10 protein-coding genes are annotated in these 11,469 nt (G+C 38.7%); 8 read left to right on the top strand and 2 right to left on the bottom strand.

Annotated features, from left to right (window positions below; all coding sequences use genetic code 11):
* Window positions 1-89: 89 nt before the first annotated feature.
* Window positions 90-2,273: an FUSC family protein gene (locus N784_RS12375; protein WP_036835383.1), complete on the bottom strand. Its 2,184-nt coding sequence runs from the start codon at window positions 2,271-2,273 to the stop codon at window positions 90-92.
* A gap of 213 nt (window positions 2,274-2,486) precedes the next feature.
* On the opposite strand from N784_RS12375, the gene N784_RS12370 reads away from it, so the two are divergent.
* From N784_RS12370 to N784_RS12350, 5 genes are all read left to right on the top strand, one after another.
* A complete protein-coding gene (locus N784_RS12370; RefSeq protein ID WP_036835381.1) occupies window positions 2,487-4,193 on the top strand; it encodes a peptide ABC transporter substrate-binding protein in 1,707 nt (568 codons plus the stop codon).
* Between the two features lie 80 nt (window positions 4,194-4,273).
* Complete coding sequence (locus N784_RS12365; RefSeq protein WP_036835379.1) at window positions 4,274-5,203, top strand: ABC transporter permease; 930 nt, start codon at window positions 4,274-4,276, stop codon at window positions 5,201-5,203.
* The gene (locus N784_RS12360; protein WP_036835377.1) at window positions 5,203-6,132 is read left to right on the top strand and encodes an ABC transporter permease; all 930 of its coding nucleotides are present in this window, start codon (window positions 5,203-5,205) and stop codon (window positions 6,130-6,132) included. The genes N784_RS12365 and N784_RS12360 overlap by 1 nt, the downstream gene beginning before the upstream one ends.
* A gap of 18 nt (window positions 6,133-6,150) precedes the next feature.
* Window positions 6,151-7,140, top strand: a complete 990-nt coding sequence (locus tag N784_RS12355; RefSeq protein WP_036835375.1) for an ABC transporter ATP-binding protein — start codon at window positions 6,151-6,153, stop codon at window positions 7,138-7,140.
* Window positions 7,141-7,158: 18 nt separating this feature from the next.
* A complete protein-coding gene (locus N784_RS12350) occupies window positions 7,159-8,118 on the top strand; it encodes an ABC transporter ATP-binding protein (protein ID WP_036835373.1) in 960 nt (319 codons plus the stop codon).
* Window positions 8,119-8,139: 21 nt separating this feature from the next.
* Here N784_RS12350 and ytzI read toward each other — a convergent pair whose 3' ends face one another.
* Window positions 8,140-8,283 (bottom strand): YtzI protein, encoded by a 144-nt coding sequence (gene ytzI / locus N784_RS16370; protein ID WP_198134426.1) that lies wholly within the window; start codon window positions 8,281-8,283, stop codon window positions 8,140-8,142.
* Window positions 8,284-8,471: 188 nt separating this feature from the next.
* Here ytzI and trhO point away from each other — a divergent pair, with 188 nt between their 5' ends.
* From trhO to dapF, 3 genes are all read left to right on the top strand, one after another.
* The gene (gene trhO / locus N784_RS12345) at window positions 8,472-9,437 is read left to right on the top strand and encodes an oxygen-dependent tRNA uridine(34) hydroxylase TrhO (RefSeq protein WP_036835370.1); all 966 of its coding nucleotides are present in this window, start codon (window positions 8,472-8,474) and stop codon (window positions 9,435-9,437) included.
* 180 nt (window positions 9,438-9,617) lie between these two features.
* On the top strand, window positions 9,618-10,175 hold the full coding sequence (locus N784_RS12340; RefSeq protein WP_036835368.1) for a GNAT family N-acetyltransferase: 558 nt from the start codon (window positions 9,618-9,620) through the stop codon (window positions 10,173-10,175).
* A 108-nt stretch (window positions 10,176-10,283) separates the two neighbouring features.
* On the top strand, window positions 10,284-11,252 hold the full coding sequence (dapF, locus tag N784_RS12335; RefSeq protein WP_036835366.1) for a diaminopimelate epimerase: 969 nt from the start codon (window positions 10,284-10,286) through the stop codon (window positions 11,250-11,252).
* Window positions 11,253-11,469 lie beyond the last annotated feature (217 nt).

The following is an 11,469-nucleotide window of genomic DNA, read 5'->3' as shown; positions in this document are numbered from 1 at the left end:
GTTCAAAAAAGAACGAAATGGTGCCTTTTTTAGATTTTGGAGACCTTGGGAATATAAAAATGTAAGTTTTTCAGTGGCCTCATTAGTCATCACTCTTGTTTTTGCTTGGAAGATAGTTCGATGTTAGCACCTAATTCTTTAGCTAGCGTAACGATGGAGTTGTTGATATACCAAACGTGATATAACTTGTAAACAAATAAACGTTGAAAAATCGATTCCCCTTCATCTGTGAATTGTTCAATTAATTTACGATCTTCTTCCAGTTGCCATATAGTAATAGTTGTGTTTCCGTTTAGTAACTGCTTTAAGCTTCTTATATTTTGTGTGACATAATGATGGGAGTGCGTTAAGGTTTGATGAATCTCTTCGGTCATTTCTGGTAAAGGGTGGCGAGTGGCATGTAATTGTTTCGCGTAATAATTAATGGCTGCTAAAACAGTGTACCAATGTTCAACCCCTCCGCGACCGAGTCGCCCAGAACGCTTGTTCATGTTGTTTTTTTCTTGCCGAATAGAGTCTAGTTTTTGATCTAGGTTAAAACTCCTCTCTGCGAAATCATCCGGATTAGAAACATCCGCTAGTTGATCCATGTATGAGCTCATATATGCTTCTAGTTCATCAATAAATTCCTTCATGTAATCTGTAACTTTATCTTTTGTTTTTGTTGGAAAGATAAAGGTTGCTGTTAGAAAGCCAATATAGGAGCCAATAAAGGTATCGATAATACGCACGCCCATAATTTTGACGGTAATGCCGCCTAATAATAAATCATATAGGATAGCAATAATTACGGTAATCCAGAAAATCATAAATGAATAAGATACAGGATAAATGTAAAACGCCATAAATATACAAACAAAAATGATGGTTATTTCAAGTAGTTGGCTTGAAATTTGATCTGCGATACCGAAGCCGATAATAGACCCTAATATTGTGCCAAGTATGCGTTGATTCGCTTTTTTGAATGTTTTTCCGACAGATTCTGTTCCCATGAATATAATGAAAGAAGTAAGCAAGATCCAATACGGATACCCAGGTGTAAGTGTATAACCTAGATAAATAGAAATAGTCCCTGCTATCAATGCTTTAATGGCTTTCTTGGTGTTCAGGTCGATGCCATGTGACACTTCTTCTTTCGTTTCTTGATACGTTTCAACTTGCTTAAGGTGTTCCTGACGTTCACGGTGTAAGTCATAAGCCCCCTCAATGACGTGATTCGTAATCGTTTCAATACGCCGAACGAGATAGAGCCATTCTTCATTCTCCTTTCCTATAGACTCTTCTTTAATTTCTTGTCGCAACACCTGTAGTGCTTTCTCTGCTCGTTTTAATTGGCTTTGTGCGTCATTGTCCCGTAGCACTTTCACATCACGTATGGCATCGATAACTTCGAGTAAAGCGTTTTGGAATGTGCTTTTTTCAAATTGCTGAATCTCGCGTAATTTATGTACGGTTGTCAACAAAGTATTCATTAACATATCCGCATCATAGACGTATAGTCTTAGCTCTCTTGCGGTTAATCCTTTCCATACGGTAGATGGGTCTGTGTTACTAAGTTGCCCAGATATATGACGAGCATATTCATTCACCTTGGTTAAGTTCTTCTCTAATGTTTTCACCTGCCTAGACGTTAAGTTTGGTGAAGTCACTAATTGCTTTACAAGGTTAAGAATTAAGTTCGTTTGAATATGGAATGAACGCATGCTTCGCTTTAACGATTTATCTGGTTGGTCCTTTAATAAGATAAATTCAATGAGAAAAGCATATACCAACCCGTTGACGATGGATATGTAGAACCATGGTACCATCTCAAATTCAACGCGAAGAATAACCGCATAGTATATGGAGAAAAAAGCCATGAGACAAATAGAAAAATAGATTGTATTGTATTTTGATAAATAAAAAGCTAAGAATACTGTGATTAAGATAGCAATGTCTGGCATAAGCATAAATTGGTTTAAATAACTTCCTAAGGTAAACGTAATAAAACTAACCGCTCCCATGGAAAAGAAGGTTACTTTCCTTTTATCGACCGGTTCTTCTGCAATGATATGAATACAAACGACAGCAATGATCCCAGAAAAAACATTTACCTGTACAGTGTACTCTCCGATATCAAAAAAATTTATTAAAACGGAAGTGGTTGCTACGGCTAAGAGTGCACTAAAAACGGTTTTTAGTGCTTCTGCCAATCTCGGCATGCCTGGATCCGATGCCGATAATCTTGCCCAATAATGTTGTATAAGTTGATATATAAGTGTTGTTGATTTCATATACTTATCATACTGCATCTGAAATCAAGTTACCAACCACAAAATATTATCAATAATTTTCTATCTTTTTTGACACGTTTATTTCGATAGTATTTTTAATTTAGTGTCACAAAAAAATCCTCATAAATCAAAAACTATCCCATACATTGAAAAAGGAGAAAGCTATTCGTCTATCTTTCTCTTAGATTGCTCAGTTAATGAAGGGGGTTGCTCATGAATAAGCGTTTTATTGTTGTAATTGGTCTGATGATGCTTGTAATTGGACTAGCAGGTTGCTTTGATGGGAGTACGGATAATGTAGGGGAGGACGACTCAACTAGCACAAGTAGTGGAGAAGAAGAAAATGGAGGGGAGACGACAAAAGAAGATGCAGAGGACAAAATACTGCGATTAAACAACTCGAGCGAACCTGGTGCACTTCACCCAGGCTTAGCAGAAGGGACACACGATTCCTGGCCGCTAACGCACCTTTTTGAAGGATTGACGAAGAAAAATGCCGATGGCGAAATTGAACCAGGTATGGCGGAAAAGTGGGAGACTAGTGAAGATGGGATGGAATGGACCTTCTTCTTAAAGGGGGATGTGCAATGGTCGAATGGTGACCCTGTTACTGCCCATGATTTCGCATATGCGTGGTTACATGCGTTAGATCCTAATGTCGGTTCAACTTATGCGTATCAATTGTATTATTTAAAAGGGGCAGAAGCTTATAATTCAGCCGATATAGACAATATGAGCGAGGATGAATTGCAACAATTGAAAGGTCAAGTTGGGGTTGAGGTATTAGATGACCAGACATTGAAAGTAACGTTAGAGAAGCCGACACCGTACTTTTTAGACTTAACGTCGTTCTATACGTATTATCCAATAAATAAAAAGGTGCAAGAAGACAATGCTACGTGGTTCCAGGAGGCGGAAGGGTACGTATCCAATGGTGCCTTTAAGTTAACGGAATGGAATCATAAAGAGAACATCATGCTAGAGAAAAATGATAATTACTATGATAAGGATCTCGTCCATTTAGACGGTATCCATTTTGTGATGATTGAGGAAGCTTCCACTACGTGGCAAATGTACCGAAATGGAGAGCTTGATTACGTATATCCTTTACCTCAAGACGTTGTTGGGGAGTTAAGTAGTGCTGATGATCCAGAATTTAATATCGCGTCCGATTTAGCAACATACTACTACAATTTTAATACGGAAAAGAAACCATTTAATAATGCGAAAGTTCGTAAAGCATTGTCGATGGCTATAGATCGAGAACAGTTAGTCGAGTTTGTTGCTCAAGGTGGCCAAACGCCAGCGTATGGAGTAGTGCCAGGTGGCATTAATGACGTAGACGGAGACTTCCGTGATAATGGTGGCGAGCTTTTTGAAATGGATGTAGAGCAGGCGAAACAGCTACTAGAAGAAGGGCTTGCGGAGGAAGGAATAGATTCCATGGATAAAGTGACCATTTTGTATAACACGGATGAAGGTCACCAAGCAATTGCGGCTGCTATTCAAGAAATGTGGCGAAAAAACTTAGGAATACAATCGAAGTTAGAAAATGTGGAATTTCAAGTCAAGCTTGACCGTGAAAAAGCAGGAGACTTTCTCATTTCCCGTGCAGGCTGGGTAGGAGATTATGTGGATCCAATGACCTTTATGGATCTTTGGGTAACGGATGGACCTTACAACGATGCCAATTGGAGTAATGAAGAATATGATACGTTGATTCAAACGGCTAAAACGACGATGGATCCTGCTGAAAGAATGGACGCAATGCATAAAGCGGAACAAATATTAATGGACGAAATGCCAGTAATGCCGATATACTTCTACACCAAGCCATACACGGTTAAACCGTATGTAAAGAATATGTACACACCTATTAATAAATATAGCCAGTTCCATTACGCAAATATTGAAAAATAAAGCGATAAATCCTGCTGCCATTACAGGTGGCAGGATTTCCATTAACGTGTTCTGATGTCCATCGAATGGAGTGGATAAACTTGTTGAACTATATATTCAAACGTCTGGTCTGGGCTGTCGTTACGTTGTGGGTCGTCATTACTATTACCTTTCTATTAATGCATAGCATACCTGGTAATCCATTTGCAAAGGAAGGTACGATGCCAGAAGCAGTATATAATAATTTACAGCAATATTATCACTTAGATGAACCACTTGCTGTCCAGTACGTCATTTACTTGAAACAATTAGCCCAATTTGATTTCGGGCCGTCTTTAAAGTCTAAAACAATTACAGTGAATGATTATATTGTTAACGGATTTCCCGTATCGCTGCATTTAGGAATTCAAGCACTGATCATTGCTGTTTGCTTCGGTCTCATCTTTGGCGTCATTGCTTCATTAAACCGTAACCGCTGGCCTGACTATTTGGCCATGGTGTTATCTATCATTGGTATTTCTGTTCCTAGTTTTATATTAGCAACGTTTCTCATTAATTATGTCGCAGTAGAATGGCGGTTGCTACCGGTAGCTACTTGGGAATCTTGGTCCCATACGATTTTACCATCAATTTCCCTAGCAATGATGCCAATGGCTTACATTGCTCGATTAATGAGGTCAAGCATGCTTGAAGTATTAGGACAAGATTATATGTATACAGCGAAAGCAAAGGGGCTCTCCCGGCATATGGTTATTTTGCAGCATGCTTTTCGAAATGCACTATTACCTGTCGTCACCGTCCTTGGTATTATTACGACTAACCTCGTAACAGGAAGCTTTATTATAGAGAAAATATTCGGTATTCCTGGGATGGGGGAAATGTTTGTTATTGGCATTTTTAACCGGGATTATCCGGTTATATTAGGGTCAACCATTTTCTATGCGGCGATATTAATTTTCCTAGTGTTTCTCGTGGATATCGCCTATACATTCATCGACCCTAGAATAAAAATTACTGGGGAGGGCGAATGATGAGCGAGAAACGACACCTTACCCAAGACATGTTTGAGAAAGTTCATGACAACTTTACAGAAGCAGAGAAAATCAATCGTCCGAGCGTTTCTTATTGGGAGGATGTGTGGCGCCGCTTAAAGGAGAATAAACTGGCGATGTTTGGATTGATTGCGATTCTCGCCTTAACGATTCTCGCCATTATTGGTCCTTATTTAAATAGCTATACGTATTACGAGCAAGATTTTACGAAGAAGAACCTTGAACCGAACGTCGATCACTGGTTTGGAACCGACCAATTGGGAAGAGATATTTTTACAAGAGTGTGGTATGGAGCGCGTATTTCTTTATTTATCGGATTGATGGCAGCGCTCATCGATTTTATCGTAGGTATTGTTTATGGAGGAATTTCAGGCATCTCAAATGAGCGTACAGATAACGCCATGATGAGAATTGCTGAAACGCTTTATGCCATTCCTTATTTATTGTTAGTAATTTTATTAATGGTTGTGCTAGAGCAAGGGTTATGGACGATTATTTTAGCGATGACAATTACCGGTTGGATCCCTATGGCTCGCTTAGTAAGAGGACAAGTGTTGCAGTTGAAACAACAAGAGTATGTCCAAGCTTCAGAAGCTCTAGGGGCAACTATGAAATGGAAGCTTCATAAACATATGATACCGAACACGTTAGGACCGATTCTCGTCAATGTAACCTTAACCGTTCCGACGGCGATTTTTGCGGAGGCAACGTTAAGTTTTCTTGGATTAGGAATTCCTGCTCCACAAGCGAGTTGGGGAACAATGGCAAATGATGCGCTAGATAGTATTTTAGTAGGAAACTTCTATCAGCTGTTCTTTCCTGCTATATTGATTTCTTTAACGATGTTTGCATTTAACGTGTTCGGGGATGGACTTCGAGATGCGTTAGACCCGAAATTACGTCAATAAATGATAGGGGGATAGAATTTGAGTACTATTATAGAAGTGAAAAACTTAGCCGTTTCGTTCCATACGTATGGGGGAGAGGTGCAAGCCGTTCGGGGAGTATCTTTCTCTGTCCCTCGAGGAAGTACGGTGGCAATCGTTGGAGAATCAGGGTGTGGAAAAAGCGTCACCGCCAAAGCGATGATGCAATTATTATCATGTCCCCCTGCTGAATATAAAGGTGGGGAAATTTTGTTTAATGGAGAGGATATACTACAGAAAACAGAGCGTCAAATGGAACGGATACGTGGGAATGAAATGGGGATGATTTTTCAAGATCCGATGACTTCTTTAAATCCAACATTAACGATTGGCCGCCAAATAACGGAAGGAATGATGAAGCATCGAGCATTTAATGGAAAAGAGGCGAAAGAGGAGGCGATACAACTACTTCATTTGGTAGGGATACCGCAACCAGAACAGAGATTTGATCAGTATCCTCATGAATTTTCTGGTGGTATGCGTCAACGTGTCATGATTGCTATCTCTTTAGCATGCCAGCCTGAACTTTTGATTGCGGATGAGCCGACAACAGCACTTGATGTAACGATTCAAGCGCAAATTCTCCAGTTATTGAAGAAGTTGCAAGAGGAAATGGGGACTTCAATTCTACTTATCACACATGATTTAGGAGTGGTGGCAGAGACGTGTGACTATGTTGTTGTGATGTATGCTGGTGTAGTAGTGGAGTCAGGAACTGCTGAAGAAATATTTGCTAATGCCCAGCATCCATATACGAAAGGGCTTTTACAATCTATTCCGAGATTAGATCAACAACGTGCACAAGCTTTACGTCCAATCATTGGTTCTCCGCCTGATTTAATGGACCCCTCTCCTGGATGTCCTTTCTATGCTAGATGTGAGCAAGCGATGCGTATTTGTAAAAATCATCATCCTACCTTGGAGCATGTGAATGGGGAACATTATTCATCATGTTGGTTACGACATCCGATGGCGCAAGTTGTAAGATAATGCTAGGAGGAATGCTTGATGACTATAGATGCACAACCGTTCATGCAAGTGAAGGGATTGAAGAAATATTATAACGTGCAAAATCAAACGTTAAAAGCTGTTGATAACATTTCGTTGGATATTTCTGAAGGAGAAACGGTAGGACTTGTTGGAGAATCAGGATGTGGGAAATCAACGGTAGGACGAGCAATGATTCGTTTAAATGAACCAACCGGCGGTGAGCTTGTGTTCAAAGGAGAAGACATGTTAAAAATGAGAGGAAATCGTTTGAAGCAATTAAGGCGGGAAGTTCAAATGATATTTCAAGATCCTTATGCCTCTTTAAATCCTCGAATGGCTGTAGAAGATATCGTAGCGGAGGGATTAGATATTCACCATTTAGCTAAAGGAAAAAAAAGAAAAGAGCGTGTGCTTGAATTGCTCGACCTCGTTGGATTAGATGAAGAGCATCGGAATCGGTATCCTCATGAATTTAGTGGGGGACAGCGGCAACGAATAGGAATAGCTCGTGCACTAGCCGTGAATCCGAAATTTATCGTATGCGATGAACCAATCTCAGCGCTAGATGTTTCCATTCAAGCGCAAATTGTTAATTTATTAAAAAGCTTGCAACAACGAATGGGATTAACGTATTTGTTTATAGCGCATGATTTATCGATGGTCAAGTATATATCAGATCGCATTTTAGTTATGTATTTAGGTAATAGAATCGAACTCGCCTCTAGTGAAGCATTACACGCAAAACCTCTTCATCCGTATACACAAGCATTACTTTCTTCTATCCCGATTCCGGACCCTAATTTTAAAAAAAGGGAACGTATCGTCGTGAGTGGTGACGTTCCGAGTCCACTTCATCCACCAAGTGGTTGTGTTTTTCGTACGCGATGCCCAAGAGTGATGGATAAATGTCAGGAAAAAGTACCTGAATGGAAAGAAGTACAGTCAAATCATTTTGTAGCCTGTCATTTGTACGAATGAAAAGGGAAGCCAAGCCCAACCTTAAGAGGAAGGGCTGTCTTTTTTTTGCTGATCAGGAATCGGATCAATCGTATGATCGTATTTATACCCTTTTGAAATCGTAATTAAGGATAAAACGAACACGATAACAAAAATGAAAACACCAATAATAAAAACAGTAGTCAAGTTTATTCCCCCCTTTCTATAAACTCACCAAACCATATCATAGACCATAATATTGCAAATGTATATCTTCTTATTATATAATAGCTGATTGTAAGTATGGATGAAATCATGGTTTACGTGAGCTATTCTTTCCAAGCTCTACTACCTAATTTGTATCCTGCAAATATGAATTAAAGGTGGAAAAGACAATGACAAATAAAAATTACCGCGTGTTACTTTATTATCAATACGTGACGATAGAAGATCCAGAACAATTCGCTAGCAACCATTTAGAGCTGTGCAAAACAATCGGCTTAAAAGGAAGAATCCTTGTGGCACAAGAAGGAATTAATGGAACTGTATCTGGTACGGTAGAGCAAGCCCAACAATATATGAATGCAATGCATGCGGACGCTCGTTTCGCTGATATGCCGTTTAAGATTGATGAATCGGAAGGGCACGCGTTTAAGAAAATGCACTGCCGTCCGCGTCCAGAGCTTGTTACTTTAAGACTAGAAGACGATATTAATCCAAAAGAGTTAACTGGTAAATATTTAGAACCGAAACAATTTTATGAGAAGATGAAACAAGAGAACACCGTGGTAATCGATGCGAGAAACGATTATGAGTACGATTTAGGTCACTTCCGTGGCGCTATTCGTCCAGATATAAGAACATTTCGTGAGCTACCAGATTGGATACGTGAAAATAAAGATCAATTAGAAGGTAAAGAAATATTAACATACTGTACAGGTGGTATCCGTTGTGAGAAATTCTCTGGATGGTTGAAAAAGGAAGGATTCGAAAATGTCGGTCAGCTTCATGGTGGAATTGCAACGTACGGCAAAGACCCAGAAGTGAAAGGGGACCTATGGGATGGACAAATGTACGTTTTCGATGAGAGAATAAGTGTACCAATTAACCAAGTGGAGCATGTGGTCGTAGGAAAAGATCACTTTACAGGACAGCCTTGTGAACGGTATGTCAATTGCGCCAATCCAGCATGTAATAAACAGATTTTGTGCTCAGAAGAAAATGAACACAAATATCTCCGTGGCTGTTCTCATGAATGCCGCGTCCATGAACGCAACCGCTATGTTGCCGAGCACGAACTAACAGAAGAGCAAGTACAAGAAAGGCTACACGCTTTACAAGAACAATCAGTAATGAAATAAATGAAAAAGAGGCTGGGATAACCCCCAGTAAACGAAACAAATAGTGACTCACACGAACAAGACTTTACTCGTGTGAGTCACTATTTTTATAATTACATTGTACTTCGTTTTAATCCCAATAAGGGCATACTTTGATATAATTAAAATAACCAGAAATTATCCATCGGAGGTGCCTTTTTAATGATTGAAATTGTTGGAGAAAAAATCATATTAAAGGAAGCTACTGATCAAGATCTTGGTAATTTATATTATTGGAAATATGAAGAAGAAGAACAAGAAGCAAAGAAATGGAATGGCCCATATATAAATGAACCTAAAATATCAAAGAAAGAATTTATGCAAAAATGGAAAGATAATCATTTTTCTACTCAAAAAGTAGCTGGTGCGTTAGTTATTATTGTAGGAGATGAATTAATTGGTAGTGTAAGTTCTTATTGGATAGATAAACATACTAATTGGTTAGAAACTGGTATTGTTATTTATGACAAGAAATACTGGAATGGTGGATATGGCACGGAAGCTTATAAACTTTGGATTGATTTTCTTTTCGAATCTACTAAATTGCACCGATTAGGAATGTCCACTTGGTCAGGAAATTTAAGAATGATAAAAGTTGCAAAAAAAATAGGGATGATAGAAGAAGCGAGAGTGAGACAAGCAAGAATGGTAAATGATGAATATTTTGATGCGATTAAAATGGGGATTTTACGAAGAGAGTGGGAATTAAATAAAGTGTAAAGAGTCCTATTTGTTTTGGGGTCCTCTTTTCGAATCTCTTGAATTTCTCTAGAATTAGCAGCACAATAAAGAATAATACAATAGGTAAACGATAAAGGAGTGGTTTAATTGGATATACAAATTGTGAAATGTCATGGTTCTAGTAATGATTTCGTGTTAATAGATGAACTGAAGCACCAGTACCATTTTTCTGAGAATGAACGTGTTCAGATAGCGCGGTTACTATGTGATCGCGAAGGAAGCATAGGTGCAGATGGAATTTTGTTCACGATGCCAAGTCATCAAGCGCATGCTCGAATGAGGATGTTTAATCCGGATGGATCAGAGGCTGAAATGTGTGGTAATGGACTCAGGTGCGTTGGACGTTACGTATGTGAACAGCTGGATAATACGGAAATCGTAATTGAAACGAAAGAAGCGAATTTATCAGTGAAACAAATGGACGATATGTTTGAAAATATCCCATCCTTTGAAGTAGCTATTGAACCAGTTCGTCTTCGCCCAGCGTCATTACCACTAAATATTGCAAAAGCACAGCACGTAAATCAGCCGTTAGATCCATTATCCGAAAACTTATTATTTACTGCGGTAGCGGTTCCGAATCCTCATTTAATAGCTGTTGTGAACAGGATAGAAGATGAGCAATTAAACTTGATAGGAAGGCAAGCAAATGAAAATAAATTTTTATTACCTAATGGGGTGAATGTTAGCTTTGTACAATTGTTAGCTCGGAATAAAATTTTTGTCCGCACGTATGAACGTGGAGTAGGGTTAACGAATGCGTGTGGAACAGCGATGTCTGCCTCTTCGTTAACAACGGTTTTATTAAAAGAAAATAATTTAGATGAGGAAATAACCGTATTTAATCGTGGTGGTTTTGTTATATGCACGGTGACTCAAAGCGAAGGGAAATATACGATTCAACTTCGCGGGAATGCTACATATGAATATGATACGACTGTTTCCGTAGACTTGCAAAATGGAAGTGTAAGTGAAATAGCAACTCGGACAAATTATGTAAATGAACAAGAAGCTTATGAGCAAATGAAAAAATATGCCCAAAGTCAAATCATTTAAGTATAGCATAAACTCCAGATTTAGTGCTGGGGTTTATCGTGTATATTGGACACAACATATTACAGAATTATTTAATTATTTGGAATGATTAAAAAGCAAGAAAATTAAACTTTTGTGTGTTTTTGTAAAAGAAGTTATCATTCAATGAAAGTATAAAGAACGTTTCTATTGCCAAAAACTAGAGAAAATCTATGAAATTATCTTAATAAATCTTCTT

Source organism: Pontibacillus litoralis JSM 072002 (assembly GCF_000775615.1).
Lineage (GTDB): Bacteria > Bacillota > Bacilli > Bacillales > BH030062 > Pontibacillus > Pontibacillus litoralis.
This window is presented reverse-complemented; position numbering and strand designations above follow the sequence as displayed.

Coding starts and splice junctions, on each gene's coding strand:
- N784_RS12350 (WP_036835373.1), top strand. CDS start 7,159: ATGACTATAGATGCACAACCGTTCATGCAAGTGAAGGGATTGAAGAAA.
- trhO (WP_036835370.1), top strand. CDS start 8,472: ATGACAAATAAAAATTACCGCGTGTTACTTTATTATCAATACGTGACG.
- N784_RS12370 (WP_036835381.1), top strand. CDS start 2,487: ATGAATAAGCGTTTTATTGTTGTAATTGGTCTGATGATGCTTGTAATT.
- N784_RS12360 (WP_036835377.1), top strand. CDS start 5,203: ATGAGCGAGAAACGACACCTTACCCAAGACATGTTTGAGAAAGTTCAT.
- N784_RS12375 (WP_036835383.1), bottom strand. CDS start 2,273: ATGAAATCAACAACACTTATATATCAACTTATACAACATTATTGGGCA.
- N784_RS12340 (WP_036835368.1), top strand. CDS start 9,618: ATGATTGAAATTGTTGGAGAAAAAATCATATTAAAGGAAGCTACTGAT.